The following is a 17,485-nucleotide window of genomic DNA, read 5'->3' as shown; positions in this document are numbered from 1 at the left end:
TATAGTAAATGAGACCTATAAATGAACACGAAGAAGATAGCGTTTGTGTTAAGTGGTAATTACCACACGAGTTTATACCTTGTAACCCGCGATGTAGTTAAAGAGCTACGTCAAGGTGGCTGGCAAGTTGATTATGTTTTTATTGAACGCCCTGAGGAAGACTTAAAGGATAACGATCAGTATGTTGACATCCATGGTCTTAGTAACCAAAGTCAACGCAGTTTGTCTGGTTTTAAGTTTAGGCTCCTAAAATACACTTTTGGAAGACATATCTATCAATTCTTATGCAGCAGATACTTCAGTCGACAGCTGGATTCACATTTGCAAGGTTATGATGCTGCCATAGTTCATGGCTCAATATTTATTAGCTTCAGCTCTATGTCTTTACCGCATTATGGTGTTTTACATAGCTGTAAGTACGATAACTTCTTAGGAAGAAGGAAGGGACTATCGAAAGTTTTTCATCAGCTAGTTTACCAGTCTGTATACAGTGGCAAAAGATTGTTAGCTGTATCTAACTCTGTAAAAGCCGATATGTTAGATAAGATGAGAGCGACACCAACTAGTCTTGAAACAATTTATAATGGATTTGATTTTTCTGATTTAGCGAGGCGTGCTGAATTAGGCGTTACAGAGAGAATTCCTGATAAGTTTATAATGGCTGCGGGGCGTCCAGATCGAACAAAGCGTTTTGATGTATTAATTCGAGCTTACGCAAAAACGAAGAGAACTCATAAGTTGGTGATCTTTGGTGAAGGGCGCAAACTTAAGGATCTTAAGCAACTAGCGGAGCAGTTAGGTGTCATTGATGATGTCGTCTTTTGGGGGTTCTGTAAAAACCTATTACCTTATTATAAAAAGGCCAGTGCCTATATTTTAAGCTCTGACGTTGAAGGTTTACCGACTGTTGTCGTTGAAAGCTTGGCGTTAAATACTCCTGTAGTGGCAACGGATGTTGGTGGTGTTGGTGAGCTACTTTCTGGTCGATTATCCGAATGGATCGTTCCTAAAGGAGATGTTGATAGTCTTGCTAAGAAAATCGATTTAGTGCTGGGGCATCCTCCGAAAGTGGGGCCGGACGACATTCCATTTTTATCAAATCAAGTGGTTAGCAGACACTACTCTAAACTGATCGAGAAACTTTGTGATTGACTTTAAAGATATAACTGTTGTGGTTCAGGGGCCTGTTCAAAATTTTAATGATCGCCCTCAAGAACCTAATATTACGATTAAATGCTTAAATTCGGTCCGGGAGCACCTACCTGGCGCGCAAATTATTCTGTCTACTTGGCCTGAACAAGACCTCACAGGGTTAGAGTTTGATGAGCTTGTCATTTCCCCTGATCCAGGTAGTAACAGTCGTAACTACACATTAAAAGGTGAGCCTCAGAAGTATAATAATAACCGTCAAATTGTATCTTCTGTTGAAGGGTTGAAAAGAGTCAAGACTAAGTATGCTCTAAAACTTCGTAGTGATAACTATCTAACCTCTAATCATTTTGTAGAGCTGCAGCAAAAGTACTTAAAGCGCTCTGATGTCGACGCATTTCTTGAAGAACGTGTTGTGGTTTGTGATATTTTTTCTAGGAAATATGCCAAAGGTTATCCAGTTGCATACCATATAAGTGATTTCTTTTACTTTGGGTTAACCAAAGATGTTCTCTCTTTATGGAACTTCCCGTTATTTAAAGATTTTGAACCGTCAGGAAGCCAGCAGATCAGTCCTGGCTATCCCAATTTTATCATAGACTGTACGCAGGCACTTTTTCTTGCTGCGCTCAAACAATTTGATTCATCCATTCGACTTGAGCATTTATTGGATCGTAGTCATAGAGCAATTGAGCGTTCCAATCAAATTATTGCAAACAATCTGGTTGTCGCGCCCGCTAGTGAATTGGGGCTCGGGTTGTGTTTGAAGTTTTTAGGCAAAGCAAGAGTGTCGAGAACCTCTGGAAAGGTTGCACACATTCAACTCTTCGAGTGGGAGTTGTTGTATAAGCGTTATTGCGATCGCGACTATAAAATTACTAAGTACTATAGGAAACAATTTTGGGTTTTCTTACTACGCTGCATACATATATTCCCAACGAGGTTTGAAACAGCTAGCAAGTTAAAAAAGAGAAAGAAAAAAATTAGTAAGGCTTCCCAATGAAAGAAATATTAGATGACGTTGTTGTCGCACTGTTTACTTATAACCAAGATAAATATACAAGAGAGTCTATCCTGTCCATATTTAATCAGACAGTGTGGCCTAGAAAGTTAATGATCTTTGATGACGGCTCAAGCGATTACACCGAAGAAGTTATTAAAGATGCTTTAAAAGATAAGCCTATTGGGTTGGATGTCGAGGTAGAAATTAGCCTTAAAAACTCTGGACTAGCAACTCAAATAAACAAACTTCGAGGGAAATTTAGTCAAACACTTATCATCACTCAGCATTGTGACGATATTGCAGTTCCTACACGCATTGAAGAGCAATACAGGTTATGGAAGTCTGAACAAAAACCAACGCTGATTTTAAGTCAATTTGACTGTATTGATGAAGATTCTAATGTTGTATCTAGAAGAGATACATCAGAAAAGTTTAACTTTGATGTGGACACTCTGATTAAACGAAAAATCATGCCATCAGGATGCTCAATGGCTATAGACAGCTCTTTATTCAATGACTTCCCTCCGATTGATGCAAAGGTTATTAATGAAGATAGGATTTTTTTGTTTAGAAGCCTTCTGAAGGGGAAGGCTATAAAAATAATGAGTTCTCTAATTTTGTATCGCCATGAAGTAGGTAATAGCACACTCAAAATGGAGACAAAGAGTGCTTTTATATCATCTTGGCGAACTATATTACTTAGGGAGTCTTATGACTTACCTATGACTATAAAAGATTGTGGGCATATTGGCGCCCATGAATATGTCCCCAAGCTTATTACTCGCCAGAAGTATATTGCTTTACTACTCAACTTATTCAATGCTAAGTACGACACTAAAATGGAAGCTTGGCTTGCGTTCTTTTCTGCTAAGCTTCCGTATCGACTAGTCTCTGGCTATAGACATAAGGTTAGAGGATATTTTAAGAGCATTAAGTGAGGTGAGAGGCTTAAAATAGTGACTTGAAAAAACTAATGTGTTGCTCTGCTGTTGCCTGAGTGGAGAATTCGTCACGAATTCTTCCCTTAGCTTTTTCTCCCATCTCAATTCGTTTGGTTTTGTCTTGGCTTAGAAATCGAATTTTTTCGGCGATGGCAGTGCTGTCTTTAACTGGTACAACAAATCCTGATTCGCCATCTAAAAGGAGTTCTTTACCACCACCAGTCGTTGTTACTATTGATGGTACGCCCATTGCCATTGCTTCAATGATAGTTTTGGGTAGCCCCTCCCCGCTGATCGATGGCTGGATTTGGATGTCGCTTGCTGCTAGCAGTTCAGGGACATCCTTTCGATAACCTAAAAAGTGAATACGTTTTGCCATGCCACTTTTTTCCGACAGCAATAGATTCTCGGGTGTATCCATATCTCTCCCAACGAGAGCAAGATGTAGATTAGGGATATCAACGAGCTGGCGCATACTGTCTAGAAGTATGTGTACACCTTTACTCGGTCGTGCGTTAGCGATACAAATTACAATAATTGAATCTTTGGGAATACCTAATTGAGTAAGGTCTGCAGGCTTAGCTTGGTACCAGCTCATGTCATGACCTTTATAAATGGCTTTGACATTTTCTTTAATTTTCCAAACTCGTTTCTTTACGTCATCAGCTACAGCTTGGGCTACACAACTAATACCATTAACTCGTGGGTGTAGGTGAGTTAGGTAAGCTGATGGATCATGGCGGTAGAGACCACCAACAGTCCCTCGGTATGTCACTAATCGAGTCTTTTTGAACCCGATACAAGCGAACGCCGCATTTGGTATAGTCTTAGAGTTCATCGCATAGACGATGTCATATGTTTTACTTTTTAACTCTGTGCGAAGCACTTTTATTGCTGATAAACAAATCTTTTTCTTTGGATAGCAGTCGATGATTTTTATACCACAATCTATGAACCGGCTAACATAGTCAGCATCACCTTGAGTTACAATCGTAATATTATGCCCAAGACGAGACATTTCAATGAACATTTCTGCTTCGGGTCTAACGCTATTCCATGCATCTTTATAGGAGCTAAAAATCAAAATATTCATACTAGTTCGTCTTTATTTTTTGTTTGAAAGAGAGTTGATCATTACATAACGGAATTATCAGCATTAGATACATTAGAGTCGTCTCTGCATACCAAAGTGGTGAATCAGTTAAGCAAGCTATAAAATAGAAAGCGACTAAAGAAAATATTAAGCTGCTTTTTTCATTTCTTTTGGTTGCTGCATAATATAGCGGTACGAAAAACAACATCAATGTAAAAATTAATCCAATAATTCCCATTTTTGCGAAGTTTTCAAAAAACTGGTTATGATACTGATCCGGGTGGAATTTAGCCAGACTCCGCTCGATTAGCCCCTCATCAACTAGATTTAAGAATACCTCTTTATGCTCTGACCCTGCACCTATCCAAAAATTGCGTTTACCAATCTCTGTTGCTGCTTGCCACATCTGAAATCTTAGACCGATAGACGTGCCATAGTCACCACTTTGAATCGCAGCGTATTCTCTTTCAGTTTTCTCGTACCTTTCTGTTAGTTGGTCTTTGAATACAAAAGAGATAGTAAAGAAGATGGTGAGCATTGCTCCTAAAATTTTCCAACGCTTTTTTTGGGTTCTGAGGTAAGTAAAGAGCAAAATCGAGAATGCGCATAACAGAGCCAACCAAACCCCTCTGGTTTCCGATATTAAGATACTACTAACTGACAGCAGTGTGGTCGCGATAGGTAGTAATTTCTTTGTCTCTATAAATTGATAGAGAGCAAGGACAGCTATAGTTCCACAGAGAGTGGAATATGGGATAGCATTGAGAAGAAGATCTCCTCGGCGTGTACCTAAGTACAGCAGGTGATAGCTTATAAAAGCTGTAAGGGCAATCGAACCAACAAATGACATCCACATTAAAGACCGTTGATTGATTAGTCTTAAAGGGAATACAAGCATAAGTAGTGATACCGATAATGTAGCTCGAAGCATACTTGGGCTTGCGCTTTGCAATAGATATTTTAGAGATATGAAAGTGGTAAATAACAGAACGATCCAAAAAGTATAATTAGATAAGTTCTGCTTTATGTTTTGTTTTGATATAACAACTAAACTTGCAAAGATAGAAATAAGGGCCCCAACGACCATATTCTTTTCACCGCCAGGTAAGATGGCGATAAAGATAAATAGGTAGAAATAAGGGAGTAATATTAAACTACTAGTAATACTATTTTTCATTAATAAAGCACGTTCGAGTTTATACTGCATATGGATTATGATTAGTGTCAGGGCGAGTTTTCAACAAACGTAATATCCACATGTATTGCTCTGGATTATTACCTACGTAAGCTTCAATGCACTGGTTCATCATACGCGCATCCTCTTCTTCGCTTCCTGTCGGAAAGGGTAAAGCAGGGTAGAAGTCCAGAGTGTATTGGCCTGTGTTGCTATCGTATTGAGCGAATAGTGGAACAATTTTAGCCTTGCTCAGCTTAGATAATCGACCAAGGCCTGAAATAGTTGCTTTTTGTGTAGCAAAAAAATCAACGAAGACACTATGCTCGCGACCAAGATCCTCATCTGGGAGGTAATAACCTAGGTAACCATCCCTTACAGACTTAATGAAAGGCTTTATACCACCGCTGCGGTCATAAACTCGGCCGCCGTATTGTACGCGCTGACGGTGCATCAACCAGTCACTGAGCTTGTTTTTCTGGGCTTTCGCCATTGCAGATACAGGTAGATTACGTGACGCGAGTAACACTGCTGGGATATCGATCGCCCATGTGTGTGGTACTAACAAGATAACATTATCGCCACTATCCGTAATATCGGTTAGGTTGCTCAGGCCGTTTATCGACGTATTACTCTCTAGCCAATCTTTGCTTTTAAGGGTTAGTGATGCAAAGCCCATCAAAAATGAGATGGATGTAACGTAAGACTTATAAAGGAGTGCTTCGCGTTGTTCGATTGATTGCTCAGGAAAACACATCTCAAGGTTTACACGAGCGCGACGGTTGGCTTTATTCTTGACCTTCACAGCTTGTTTAGCGATAAATTTCGCCATAGCTAAACGAATGCTATTAGGTAAAAAACTAACTAACGAAGACAGTAGCACAGCGATCCAGGTAACCCAGTATTTAGGTGCTAGAAAGCCCCATTCAAACTCAGGATTGTATGCTTTTGGGTCAAAGTCATTGCGTTGTGTGGTCATCAATACACTACAGTTTTATTATGGGAGCGAACTGTGAGCTCGCTCCTCAGGAAATGATCATATTTTTATAATGACGGTTCTAACAATATTGTCCGTCATTAAATCCAATATCGGTTCACTTATTATGCATTAATAAGCTTCATGTATTCGGCAACGCCATCGGCGACAGACTTAAATTCAATATCGCAGCCTGTATTACGTAGCTTAGTTAAGTCGGCTTGCGTAAACTCTTGATAAGCGCCTTTTAGTTGCTCTGGGAATGGGATGGTTTCAATTTCTCCTTTGCCGTGGTGTTTAATCACGGCTTTTGCGACTTCTTCAAAGGACTCTGCATTGCCAGTGCCTAGATTAAAAATACCAGAAACGCCACTTTCTAAGAACCAGAGGTTTACTGCCGCTACATCACCAACATAAACAAAATCTCGCTTGAAGGTTTCGCTGCCTGCAAACAGTTTTGGATTTTCACCAGAATTCATTTGATTGTTCAGGTGGAAGGCAACGGATGCCATGCTACCTTTATGTTGTTCACGCGGGCCATAAACATTGAAGTATCTGAAGCCAACGATTTGCGAAAGTGTTTCGTTGTGCGCTGCTGCATCAGCTGCTAGGCGACGAACGTAGTTATCGAACTGTTGTTTAGAGTAGCCGTATACGTTCAATGCTCCTTCATATTCGCGCTCTTCAATGAAAGTGTCAGTTTCACCATATGTCGCAGCGGAAGAGGCATATAGGAATGGAATTTCACGTTCAACACAGTAATGAAGCAGTTCTTTTGAGTACTCATAGTTGTTAAGCATCATGTACTTACCATCCCACTCAGTGGTCGCAGAGCATGCACCTTCGTGGAAAATCGCTTCAATATGACCGAAGTCATCGCCAGCCATTACTTGAGTTAGAAAGTCATCACGATCCATATAATCTGTGATGTCTAAGTCTACTAGGTTTTTGAACTTCTTACCGTCTTTTAAGTTGTCGACGACTAGAATATCGTTGTGGCCCGCTTCGTTAAGCGCCTTAACAATATTGCTGCCAATCATGCCAGCACCACCGGTTACGATAATCATAATTCTCTAACTCTTTTGAATACAAAACTATCACGAGTATAGCAAGGAATGGATAAGGCGGGCTAGTGGAATAATTCCCCAACCGGAGTATGATACGGCAAGCTAAGTTATAAATTTTGTTGAGTTAATTGCTCAAAAATATAGGTATTGTTATGAAGATTGTAATAGCAGGTACAGGGTATGTAGGTCTCTCAAATGCGATGTTATTGGCTCAGCATCATGAAGTGATCGCGGTGGATATCATCGAGAAAAAAGTGAAAATGCTTAATAATAAGCAATCACCTATTGTTGATTTTGAAATAGAACACTTTCTGGCAAATAAAGCACTGAACTTCAGGGCAACGACCGATAAATCAGTATATGAAGGCGCCGACTTTGTCATCATTGCAACCCCAACGGATTATGACCCCAAAACAAACTACTTTAATACTAGTTCAGTAGAGTCTGTTATCCGTGATGTCATGATGGTAAACCCGGAAGCGGTGATGGTCATTAAATCAACGGTACCTGTTGGCTATACTGAACGGATCAAACAAGAACTGAACTGCGAAAATATCATCTTCTCCCCCGAGTTTTTGCGCGAAGGTAAAGCGTTGTACGATAATTTGAACCCTTCTCGAATTATTGTTGGTGAGTGCTCTGAGCGAGCTACAGTGTTTGCAAACCTTCTAGTTGAAGGTGCTGAAAAAGACAATATCGATGTTTTGTTCACTAACTCTACGGAAGCTGAAGCAGTAAAACTTTTCTCTAATACTTACCTGGCAATGCGTGTTGCATATTTCAATGAACTTGACTCTTACGCGGAAGCACATGGCTTGGATTCTCGCCAGATCATTGAGGGTGTGGGTTTAGATCCTCGAATTGGCAATCACTACAACAATCCTTCGTTTGGTTATGGTGGCTATTGTTTGCCGAAAGATACCAAACAACTATTAGCCAACTACCAAGATGTACCAAACAACATTGTTGGTGCTATCGTTGACGCTAACCGTACCCGCAAAGATTTTATTGCGGATTCAATCATCAAGCGTTCTCCTAAAGTGGTCGGCATTTATCGCTTGATCATGAAGGCAGGTTCGGACAACTTCCGTGCTTCTTCAATTCAAGGGATCATGAAGCGTTTGAAAGCGAAAGGTATCGAAGTTGTTGTGTTTGAACCGGTATTGAAAGAAGAGCACTTTTTCAACTCGAAAGTCTATTCTGATCTTGCTGAGTTCAAAGCGGTATCCGATGTGATTGTTTCTAATCGAATGGTAGAAGAGATCGCAGACGTGGCAAACAAGGTTTACACTCGAGATCTGTTTGGTAGTGATTGATTTGGCTCTATTTTAGCTAGTGCTAATTAGACCAGATGTTAACAGCTCGATCTATCTGTTTAGTGGCGATATACTGAACCACTAAACGGATAGGGATACTTATAAATAATGAAAACACGTGACAAGATTGTTTACGCTGCTTTAGAGCTTTTTAACGAGCATGGTGAGCGTAGTATTACGACTAATCATATTGCTGACCACATCGAGATCAGCCCTGGTAACCTCTACTACCACTTTCGTAACAAGCAAGAAATTGTCCGTGATATCTTTACCCTCTACTCTACTGAATTGCTTGAAAGGTTTACTCCTATCCAAGGTCAGAAAGAGAGCCTCACGCTATTAAAACACTATTTAGATTCGATATTTACTCTGATGTGGAAGTATCGTTTTTTCTACGCAAATCTTCCGGAAATCTTGTCTCGTGACGAGCAACTTCACCTTGATTACATGGCAGTGCAAGAAAGATTACAAACGAATCTTGTCGATATTATGAGAGCTTTTGTTGAATTGAACTTGCTGAAAGCGACAGATTCAGAGATGAAATCGATGGTGACCTCTCTTCACTTGATTGCATCGGGCTGGTTAGCTTACCAATCTGCAATGTCTCCAAAAGCGCAAATAACGGAACAAGTGGTTCACCAAGGTATGCTGCAGATGATCGCGACCGTTAAACCAATTGCGACCGCGCAAGGTTTTGAACAGCTGACATTATTGGAAGATGGCGTAAGAGCGTTGAATTGTAAATAGAAGATACGGGTAACGAGATACGAGTAAACGAAAAGCAGGAGAGCGACGACTAGGTTGTTTTTCATATCACGTTTTGCTCTAACCTTTTATCGGCTCTCATGATTTTTTATCTCGATGACTTGAACTCCGTATCTGTTTTTAAGCCTTTCGAATCTCGATTACTCGAATCCCGTATCTGCTTTTACCTAACCAACCAACTCTTTGGATTCTGAGCTTGGCTGTTTCTGCGAATCTCAAAGTACAGTGATGGGCGGGTTTGACCGCCAGTGTCACCAGCAAGGGCAATGGCTTCGCCAGCTTTCACTTTATCGCCTTCTTTCTTGAGTAGTGCTTGGTTAAAGCCATAGAGCGTCATGTCACCTTTGCCGTGATCAAGAAGGACTACTAAGCCATAACCACGTAGATACTCAGCAAAAACAACGGTGCCTGAGTAAACCGATTTAACCTGTTGGCCATATTTGGCATTAATCACCATACCTTTCCAGTTAACTTGCCCGGTTTGACGTGAGCCGTAGTTATGCAGAACTTTTCCTTTGATTGGCCAAGGTAGTTTTCCTTTACGTTTTGCTAAGCCATCCATAGGCACCGTGTTACGTCTTTCTCGAGCGGCTTTCTCTGCTTTGGCGATCTCCGCTTTGAGGCGAGTCTCATTACGCTGCAGCTCGGCTAAGTAATTTTTATCACCTGAGATGTTTTTCTTAATACTGCCAACGGTTTTCTTACGCTGCGTTTGAGTCTGGGCTAATTTATCGCGCTTTGTTGTCTGTTGTTTTAATAGAGTCGCAATTTGCTCTTGTTCAAGTTGGCGCTGCTTATGGCTTTCTTCTAACTCGAGTTGTGTTTGTTCAATTGTTTTGATTGTTGCAGAACGGGCTTTAGCAAGATGTTGATAGTAATGGCTTATGCGATCTTCTTCGACACCCGTGTTGAGAATGTGGGATGAGGCTTTAGCACGACTTGTCATGTAGTAAGTTTGGATCAGTTGTTCCAACTTATCGGTATGCACTTTTTTCTGAGCGGTAAGTGCTTTGATCTTAGCATCTAAGCTAGCAATATTTGCATTCGCCGTATTAAGCTGCCTTTTACTGTCTTGAATGTCTTTTTCCAGTGCAGCAATAGACAGCTCTTGCTTCTTTAAGCTTGCTTGTAAGCTATCGAGTTTTTTTTGCTGTGAAGATAGGGCTTTCTGTTGGCGAGAGATCTCGCTGGATACGCCTTTCAGTTCACCTTGAGACGCGGCAAATGATGATGTTGATAAAAGCGCAGCACTGAGGCTGGTAGATATAAGAAGAGTTCGGCTGATAGCTCGAATATGTTTCATCATTATCGTCATTTAGTTGTATTCATCTGCTCTTAAATTTTCGAATTCCGCTTCTGCTTTTAATCTCTTCATATCTCGATACTCGTATCCCGTTACTGCTGTTTTATATCCCATCACCATGGATAAAGCTTTGTGAGCGACCATTGAACCCTTGGTCCATATCAAGAGAAGGCTTATCTGTCTTTGGCTTACCAACAATCTTAGCGGGAACACCTGCGACCGTAGTATGTGGTGGTACAGCTTGTAGTACCACAGAACAAGAACCAATCTTAGCGCCTTCACCTACTTCAATATTGCCGAGTATTTTCGCACCAGCACCAATCATCACGCCTTCACGGATTTTAGGGTGACGGTCACCGCCTTCTTTACCGGTACCGCCGAGAGTAACATCTTGAAGGATGGATACGTCGTTTTCGACTACCGCCGTTTCACCGATAACAATACCAGTTGCGTGGTCGAGCATGATAGCTTTGCCGATACGTGCTGCAGGGTGTATATCCACTTGGCATGCGACTGAAATTTGGTTTTGCAGATAAGTGGCCAGTGCAATACGCCCTTGCTTCCATAACCAGTTAGCCACGCGATAACCTTGCAGGGCGTGATAGCCTTTAAGGTAGAGCAATGGCATAGAGTACATTTCTACAGCCGGGTCTCGAGTAACTGTCGCGCAGATATCACAAGCGGCCGCATCAATGATTGAGTCATCTTCTTCAAAGGCTTGTTCAACAACTTCACGTACTGCCATTGCTGGCATCGAAGCAGTCTTTAACTTGTTAGCAAGAATGTAACTGAGTGCAGCCCCCAGGCTTTCATGGTTGATAATCGTGGCATGGTAAAAACTCGCAAGCATAGGTTCTTGCTCAGACTGCTGTCGAGCTTCTTTTACAATGCATTGCCAAACTTTTTGTTGTTCACAGTGTTTCATTTTTCCATCCATTTTTAAGGGGCTGATGCGAGTGATGGGATGAGAGTCTCGAAGAGCGGTTAGAGAGGAAATGAGTAACCGAGATTCGAATAATGAAAAGCAGCTTTCATTAAGAGCTCAATTTACACTTACTCTCTTCGTATCTCGTTTACCCGAATCTCGTATATGCTTCTTTATCTTTCTGACTTTTTATCTCGAGCAAGTAGATCTTGCGCAGCTAAGTGTGCGTCTTTCCCTTGATACAACACTTGATAAATTTGTTCAACAATTGGCATCTCAACACCCATACGCTCTGATAGTAACCAAACTTCTTTAGTGTTGCGATAACCTTCTACCACCTGGCCAATTTCTTCCTGTGCGGTATCAACATCTTTACCTGAACCTAACGCTAAACCGAAGCGACGGTTACGCGATTGGTTGTCGGTACATGTCAGTACTAGGTCGCCAAGTCCCGCCATACCCATAAAGGTTTCTGGTTGTGCACCAAGAGCTGCACCCAATCGACTCATCTCAGCTAAGCCACGGGTAATTAACGCTGTACGTGCATTAGCGCCGAAGCCAATACCATCCGACATGCCAGCACCAATCGCAATAACGTTTTTAACCGCACCACCAAGCTGCATACCAATGAAATCTGAGTTTGCGTATACACGGAATGTCTTGCCACAGTGAATCTTTTCTTGTAGCTCTTTTAGGAAGTTTTCGTCTGGCGACGCAACTGAAATTGCGGTCGGCATTCCCATCGCAAGTTCTTTGGCAAAAGTAGGGCCAGATAGAACTGCTAGTGAGTAACCATCACCAATTACATCGTGTGCGACATCTTTTAGTAGTCGGCCTGTTTCTGGTTCTAGACCTTTCGTTGCCCAGCAGATACGAGAATTTGCTGACAAATGAGGCTTTAGGTTATTTAAGACGATGCCAAACACGTGGCTAGGAACTACGACTAGGAGATCACGACTGGCTGTCACTGCTTTCTCTAGGTCTGACTCGATGATCAGGCTCTCTGGAAAATCGATATTAGGAAGAAACTCATTATTTGCTCGTTCAGATTCAAGGCGCGCCATGTGGATAGGGTCATGTCCCCAAAGAACAACGTTTGCACCGTTACGCGCTAGAGATATGGCTAAAGAGGTTCCGTAAGAACCAGCGCCAATGACTGTCATGGCGATCTCTTTGCCGTAAACGTTTGTCGTGTTAGTTGTGTTTGTCATGCTTCCACCTAAAAATAATGAGGGAAATCGAAGAGTTCTGGAAAAGCTTCCTAATAATCGGAAGGCTCTACCTTAGTACAGTGTAAAGAAAAAATGCACATCGCAGAAGTTACGATGTGCATTTAAGAGTTAACTAGCGTTTGAAACGTTAGGATTAAGTTCTACTTTGAGACTTAAGCCTGCTCGCCTTCAGCTTGTTGAGCTTGGCTCTGTAGGTAGTTCATGAACAAAGCATCGAAGTTTACAGGTGCTAGGTTCAGTTGTGGGAACGTACCTTTAACCACTAGGCTAGAAATTGTTTCACGAGCGTATGGGAATAGGATGTTCGGGCAGAATGCGCCTAGGCAATGTGCTAGTTGGCCCGCTTCCATTTCGCTTGCAGAGAAGATACCACCTTGCTGAACTTCACAAAGGAATGCAGTGTCGTCTGCGTTCTTCACAGTAACCGTTAGGCGTAGGATTACTTCGTAAACACCTTGACCAAGTTCGCGGCTTTGAGTGTCTAGGTCCAGTTTTACATCTGGATTCCACTCTTTTTGAAACATGTCTGGAGAGTTTGGCGCTTCGAAAGATACGTCTTTTAGGAAGATACGTTGGATTGCGAAGTTCTGTTGTGCGTCTTGTTGTGCTGCTTCAGCCATTTTCTTGTCCTTAAAAATTTAAATTAGGCTTTATTCACTATATTTGTCGAACAAAGCCCGAAAGTTTGTTGATTAGGTCAGCTTACTTTTTGCCTTTTACTAAAGGTAGGTTAGCTTCGCTCCAAGCCACTAGGCCACTTTTCAGCACGCTTACGTTTTCGAAGCCTGCTTTAACTAACAAGTTAGCGCTTTCTTGAGCGGTTTGACCTGTCTTGCATACTACGATGATTGGGTCAGCTTTACGGCTTTCAAGGCTACCTAAGTTATTTGATTTGATGTCTGACGGTAAAATGTGAAGTGCGTCAGTAATATGGCCCTTTTTGAACTCATCTTTAGTACGAATATCAACCACAACGCCGTTCTCACGGTTTATCAGCTGTGTAGTTTGTGCAGCAGTGATCTCTTTGTATGCTGCGTTTGATGTCTTGATTACGTTCGCAATGATGGCAACAACCAAGCCAACCCATACGATGGCTAAAATCATATTCTCTTGAACAAATGGAACTAACTCTTGCATGTCTTGAACTCTTATTCGTTATTGGGCGAAAAATTATAGGGTAGGAGTATAGCTAGTTTTTAGGAGAGGGGGTATAGGTAAGCTGATGTTGGAATTGTTTTTGCCGTGTTTGTGTCTGTCAGAATTTGCCTCTTACATCTTGAAATGTGATAATTACTTAGTTTTTACATGGATCTTAGTCAGCGTAGTATGGTTTCGCATAACCAAGGGCGGTAGCTTTACTTAGTTTTTAATTGGTTAGTACTTCGTACCTTAGTTAGAACTTAAGACTTCAAAGACTGGTCTTTTATCTGTTGTGGGGTTCATTCAATGGAACTGAGCAAGATAACCTTATGATTCCGCACGTTGTGACCTACGAAATCTATGATTCGCATTTGATTTAAGTGGTTATTTTTATAGTTTATTATTCCTGATTTTTGTCGGGTTGAGGTGGAGATATGCGGATAGCATTGATAACAGCTAGGGGTGGTTCTAAAGGGTTACCAAGGAAAAATATTCTTAAATTAAGTGGGATACCGTTGATAGGGTGGACTATTAAAGCTGCACAAGAATGTAGATTTGTTGATCTTGTATATGTATCAACTGAAGACGCTGAAATTGCAGAAGTTAGCCGGAGTTTTGGAGCGGAAATTATCCCTAGACCAGAATTATTAGCAACAGATTCCGCAACTAGTGAGTCGGTTATAGAACATGCAATATCATGGTTAGAAAGTATGAATATTGACACGCAGCAAATAGTTCTTTTGCAACCTACTTCCCCATTAAGAACAAGCACTCACCTTAACGAGGCGTTGGAAGTTTTGTCTAATTCTGATGCAGATTGTATAATTAGCGTTTTTGAACCAACACATACTCCGATTAAGTCTTATATTCAGAGCGAAGATGGATTCATTACTGGTCTTTATAGTAAGAAAGCTCCTTATATGCGCAGACAAGACTTACCTCGAGCATATCAGCCTAATGGTGCAATTTATGCTTTTCATAAGGAAGCGTTTAAAGAGTTTAATCAGATACCAAGAAGTAAGGTATTGCCGTATGTTATGTCTGAGTTAGAATCTGAAGATATTGATACAATTGATGATTTTTTGAAAGTAGAACAAATTTTAAAGGGAAAAATTAATGCTTAATCCTGTATTCGAAATCGCTGGACGTAAAGTTGGGCTTGAACATTCTCCATTAGTTATCGCGGAAATTGGTATTAACCATGAAGGCTCATTGAAAGTTGCGTTTGAAATGGTTGATGCGGCAATTTCTGGTGGCGCTGAAGTAATAAAACACCAAACTCATGTAGTTGAAGACGAAATGAGCGAAGAGGCAAAGTCGGTAATCCCAGGAAATGCTGACGTCTCTATTTATGAAATAATGGAGCGTTGCTCACTCAATGAAGCTGATGAAACGAAACTGAAAGAGTATGTCGAGGCTAAAGGTGCAATATTTATTAGTACCCCATTTTCAAGGGCTGCAGCTGAACGTTTGGAAAGAATGAATGTACCAGCATATAAAATTGGCTCGGGGGAATGTAACAACTATCCTCTACTTGATCTTATTGCTAGTTACGGAAAACCTGTGATTCTGAGTACAGGAATGAATGATATTCCTTCTATTCAGAAAGCTGTTGATATTTTTAGGAAGCATGAAACACCATTTTGCTTATTGCATACGACTAATCTGTACCCCACACCTGATCACTTGATTCGTATTGGTGCTATGGAGCAACTACAAGAAGCTTTTCCAGATGCTGTTGTAGGTTTATCTGACCATAGTATTGATAATCTTGCTTGTTTAGGTGCTGTAGCTTGCGGCGCTTCAGTTCTAGAGAGACATTTTACAGATAGTAAATCTAGGCCAGGCCCGGATATCTGCTGTTCTATGGATGCTGATGAATGTCGAGAGCTTATTGAACAATCAGCGCGAATGGCAAAAATGCGTGGCGGTAAGAAAGAAGCGGCTAAAGAAGAGCAGGTCACAATTGACTTTGCTTATGCTAGTGTTGTTTCGATTAAAGATATTAAGGCAGGAGATGAGTTGACCCGAGATAACCTCTGGGTTAAACGTCCAGGAACTGGAGATTTTCTAGCTGATGACTATGAATCATTGTTAGGAAAGAAAGCTATGGTAAATATCTCTGCGGACACTCAGATTAAAAAGTCGGACATCATCTAAATGAAAAAAATAGTCTTTCTAACTGGGACTCGAGCTGACTTTGGGAAGCTTAAATCGCTGATTGAGAAAGTGGAAAAGTCAGAAGAGTTCCATTCTCATATTTTTGTTACCGGAATGCACATGCTGAAGAAGTATGGGTTTACAGTACAAGAGGTAGAGAAGTGCGGTTTTTCTAATGTGTACAAATATATTAATCAACACTCTGAAGATACTATGGATGTTGTTTTAGCTAAGACTATTTCTGGGCTTTCTGATTATGTAAAGGAAGTAGATCCTGACATGATCGTTGTGCATGGTGACAGGGTCGAAGCTATGGCTGGCGCGATAGTAGGAAGCTTAAACAATATCCTTGTATCTCATATTGAAGGGGGAGAGGTCTCTGGTACTATTGACGAATTGATCAGACATAGTGTAAGTAAAATGTCACACCTTCACTATGTATCAAATGAAACTGCTAAAAGTAGATTGGTTCAGTTGGGCGAGGCAGGTGAAACAATTCATGTTATAGGTTCTCCCGACTTAGATATAATGTCTTCTGGACATTTACCTGAATTCGATGATGTTATAAGACATTACGATATACCATTTGATGACTATGGTGTTTTGATGTATCACCCAGTTACAACTGAGGTGGAACAACTGAGAGAAAATATAACACAGGTTGTGGATGCCATTATTGAATCAGGTAAAAACTTTGTTGTAATATTTCCTAATAATGATCATGGTACCGATATAATTATTAATGAATATAATCGATTTAAGAGCTTGGATAGAATTAAAGTATTTCCAAGTGTTCGTTTTGAGTCATTTCTAACTTTATTGAAGCACGCTAAAATCGTAATTGGTAACTCAAGCGCTGGTGTTAGAGAAGCCCCATTTTATGGTATCCCTTCTCTAGATATTGGTACGCGACAGAAAGATAGGGCAACGGCGGAATCAATTATCAATGTTGATAATTCATCAACAGAAATACTTGAAGCCTTGGAGCGAGAATATGCCAATAAATATGCTGCTTACCGGGAATTTGGTTCTGGAGATAGTGATAAATTATTTATCGAGTCTATTGCCAGCCCTAAACTTTGGAAAACAGCTAAACAAAAAGTCTTTGTAGACTTTAGTGATTAACATTTCTTGAAGAAGGAGTAGTTGATTTTTGGTTTAGGGAATCTGAACACTACTCCGTTCTATCATAAAGGAACTAGTACATCCATTGAGACTTTTCCTAGATTGAATAGATCGTC

Annotated in this window: 17 protein-coding genes; 8 read left to right on the top strand and 9 right to left on the bottom strand. The window is 40.8% G+C overall.

Annotated elements, in window-relative coordinates:
• Positions 1 to 21: 21 nt before the first annotated feature.
• From L0991_12530 to L0991_12520, 3 genes are read left to right on the top strand one after another with little or no spacing between them, the layout of a single operon-like run.
• On the top strand, positions 22 to 1,152 hold the full coding sequence (locus tag L0991_12530) for a glycosyltransferase (protein XGB62200.1): 1,131 nt from the start codon (positions 22 to 24) through the stop codon (positions 1,150 to 1,152).
• Positions 1,145 to 2,152, top strand: coding sequence for a WavE lipopolysaccharide synthesis family protein (locus L0991_12525; protein XGB62199.1), 1,008 nt, complete (start codon positions 1,145 to 1,147; stop codon positions 2,150 to 2,152). Before L0991_12530 ends, L0991_12525 begins: the two co-directional genes overlap by 8 nt.
• Complete coding sequence (locus L0991_12520; GenBank protein ID XGB62198.1) at positions 2,149 to 3,090, top strand: glycosyltransferase; 942 nt, start codon at positions 2,149 to 2,151, stop codon at positions 3,088 to 3,090. The genes L0991_12525 and L0991_12520 overlap by 4 nt, the downstream gene beginning before the upstream one ends.
• A 10-nt stretch (positions 3,091 to 3,100) precedes the next feature.
• Here the strand turns inward: L0991_12520 and L0991_12515 are convergent, their stop codons facing one another.
• From L0991_12515 to rfaD, 4 genes are all read right to left on the bottom strand, one after another.
• The gene (locus L0991_12515) at positions 3,101 to 4,186 is read right to left on the bottom strand and encodes a glycosyltransferase family 4 protein (protein ID XGB62197.1); all 1,086 of its coding nucleotides are present in this window, start codon (positions 4,184 to 4,186) and stop codon (positions 3,101 to 3,103) included.
• A gap of 1 nt (position 4,187) precedes the next feature.
• Positions 4,188 to 5,363 carry an O-antigen ligase family protein gene (locus L0991_12510; protein ID XGB62196.1) on the bottom strand — a complete coding sequence of 392 codons (1,176 nt, stop codon included), beginning with the start codon at positions 5,361 to 5,363 and terminating at the stop codon, positions 4,188 to 4,190.
• A gap of 19 nt (positions 5,364 to 5,382) precedes the next feature.
• Entirely contained in the window at positions 5,383 to 6,339 is a 957-nt protein-coding gene (gene lpxM / locus L0991_12505; GenBank protein ID XGB62195.1) for a lauroyl-Kdo(2)-lipid IV(A) myristoyltransferase, read from the bottom strand.
• 122 nt (positions 6,340 to 6,461) lie between these two features.
• Positions 6,462 to 7,403, bottom strand: a complete 942-nt coding sequence (rfaD, locus tag L0991_12500; protein ID XGB62194.1) for an ADP-glyceromanno-heptose 6-epimerase — start codon at positions 7,401 to 7,403, stop codon at positions 6,462 to 6,464.
• A gap of 152 nt (positions 7,404 to 7,555) precedes the next feature.
• On the opposite strand from rfaD, the gene L0991_12495 reads away from it, so the two are divergent.
• Entirely contained in the window at positions 7,556 to 8,719 is a 1,164-nt protein-coding gene (locus L0991_12495; protein XGB62193.1) for a nucleotide sugar dehydrogenase, read from the top strand.
• 108 nt (positions 8,720 to 8,827) lie between these two features.
• A complete protein-coding gene (locus L0991_12490; GenBank protein XGB62192.1) occupies positions 8,828 to 9,466 on the top strand; it encodes a TetR/AcrR family transcriptional regulator in 639 nt (212 codons plus the stop codon).
• A 181-nt stretch (positions 9,467 to 9,647) separates the two neighbouring features.
• On the opposite strand, the gene L0991_12485 is transcribed toward L0991_12490, so the two are convergent.
• The 5 genes from L0991_12485 to L0991_12465 all read right to left on the bottom strand — a co-directional run bounded on the left by L0991_12485 (position 9,648) and on the right by L0991_12465 (position 14,081).
• The gene (locus tag L0991_12485) at positions 9,648 to 10,799 is read right to left on the bottom strand and encodes a peptidoglycan DD-metalloendopeptidase family protein (protein ID XGB62191.1); all 1,152 of its coding nucleotides are present in this window, start codon (positions 10,797 to 10,799) and stop codon (positions 9,648 to 9,650) included.
• A 91-nt stretch (positions 10,800 to 10,890) separates the two neighbouring features.
• Complete coding sequence (gene cysE / locus L0991_12480; protein ID XGB62190.1) at positions 10,891 to 11,712, bottom strand: serine O-acetyltransferase; 822 nt, start codon at positions 11,710 to 11,712, stop codon at positions 10,891 to 10,893.
• Between the two features lie 173 nt (positions 11,713 to 11,885).
• Positions 11,886 to 12,923, bottom strand: a complete 1,038-nt coding sequence (gene gpsA, locus L0991_12475) for an NAD(P)H-dependent glycerol-3-phosphate dehydrogenase (protein ID XGB62189.1) — start codon at positions 12,921 to 12,923, stop codon at positions 11,886 to 11,888.
• A gap of 173 nt (positions 12,924 to 13,096) precedes the next feature.
• On the bottom strand, positions 13,097 to 13,564 hold the full coding sequence (gene secB, locus L0991_12470) for a protein-export chaperone SecB (protein XGB62188.1): 468 nt from the start codon (positions 13,562 to 13,564) through the stop codon (positions 13,097 to 13,099).
• 82 nt (positions 13,565 to 13,646) lie between these two features.
• Positions 13,647 to 14,081 carry a rhodanese-like domain-containing protein gene (locus tag L0991_12465; GenBank protein ID XGB62187.1) on the bottom strand — a complete coding sequence of 145 codons (435 nt, stop codon included), beginning with the start codon at positions 14,079 to 14,081 and terminating at the stop codon, positions 13,647 to 13,649.
• Positions 14,082 to 14,518: 437 nt separating this feature from the next.
• Between L0991_12465 and L0991_12460 the strand changes: the two genes are divergently transcribed.
• Genes L0991_12460 through neuC form a run of 3 tightly spaced genes read left to right on the top strand, consistent with a single transcriptional unit; the run spans position 14,519 to position 17,369 of the window.
• A complete protein-coding gene (locus tag L0991_12460; GenBank protein ID XGB62186.1) occupies positions 14,519 to 15,208 on the top strand; it encodes an acylneuraminate cytidylyltransferase family protein in 690 nt (229 codons plus the stop codon).
• On the top strand, positions 15,201 to 16,244 hold the full coding sequence (locus L0991_12455) for an N-acetylneuraminate synthase family protein (GenBank protein ID XGB62185.1): 1,044 nt from the start codon (positions 15,201 to 15,203) through the stop codon (positions 16,242 to 16,244). Before L0991_12460 ends, L0991_12455 begins: the two co-directional genes overlap by 8 nt.
• Positions 16,245 to 17,369, top strand: coding sequence for a UDP-N-acetylglucosamine 2-epimerase (neuC, locus tag L0991_12450; GenBank protein XGB62184.1), 1,125 nt, complete (start codon positions 16,245 to 16,247; stop codon positions 17,367 to 17,369).
• Positions 17,370 to 17,485: the final 116 nt, after the last annotated feature.

Source organism: Vibrio chagasii (assembly GCA_041879415.1).
GTDB lineage: Bacteria > Pseudomonadota > Gammaproteobacteria > Enterobacterales > Vibrionaceae > Vibrio.
This window is presented reverse-complemented; position numbering and strand designations above follow the sequence as displayed.